This is a genomic window from Vreelandella alkaliphila (assembly GCF_016107625.1).
Taxonomy (GTDB): Bacteria; Pseudomonadota; Gammaproteobacteria; order Pseudomonadales; family Halomonadaceae; genus Vreelandella; species Vreelandella alkaliphila.
In genome coordinates, this window is sequence record NZ_JABASV010000037.1 from 1 (window position 1) to 830 (window position 830).

Consider the following 830-nt stretch of genomic DNA (forward strand, 5'->3'; position numbering starts at 1 on the left):
CACATCGGCCAGGAAGGCCGTAAAGCGGGCGGCATCCGCACCGTTAATCGCCCGGTGATCGTAGGAGAGCGATAGCGGCATCATTAAGCGCGGTTGGAAGGCACTGCCATCCCATACCGGTTTCATCTGCGCTTTCGATACCCCCAGGATCGCCACTTCCGGCGCATTAACGATCGGTGTGAACGCGGTTCCACCAATCGAGCCAAGGCTCGAAATGGTGAAGCAGCCACCGGTCATCTCATCACGCTTAAGCTTCTTGGTTTGCGCTTTCTTGCCTAGCTCCGCCATCTCCTTGGCTATCTCGATCAAGGATTTCTTATCGGCGTTGCGCACTACCGGCACCATCAGACCGTCCGGCGTATCCACGGCAATCCCAATATGCACGTAGTTTTTCCATACCAGCGTTTCGCCATCGCCTTTCAGGCTAACGTTGAACTGGGGGAATTTACGCAGGGCAAAGGCACAGGCTTTGACCATAAACGGCAACGGTGTCAGCTTAGCGCCCTGGGCTTCAGCCTCGGCTTTCATGGCCTTACGGAAGCTTTCAAGCTCGGTAATGTCGGCCTCGTCGAACTGCGTCACGTGAGGCACATTGAGCCAGCTGCGGTGCAGATTGGTCGCGCCCATTTTCAGCAGGCGGCCCATCGGCTTCTCTTCCACTTCGCCAAACTGACTGAAGTCGACGTCCGGTATCGCGGGAATGCCAGCACCACCACTCGCCGCAGGGGCAGCCGCTGTTTGTGCTTCACCTTGGTTGGCAATGGCCTGTTTCACGTAGGCCTGCACATCCTCTTTCAGCACCCGGTCTTTCGGGCCACTAGGCTTAACAA

At 57.1% G+C, this 830-nt stretch carries 1 protein-coding gene; it reads right to left on the bottom strand.

Features of this window, described 5'->3' with window-relative positions; translation table 11 throughout:
• Positions 1–830, bottom strand: an 830-nt coding sequence (locus JFC11_RS18860; RefSeq protein WP_198350278.1) for a 2-oxo acid dehydrogenase subunit E2, incomplete at both ends; no start/stop codon positions are given.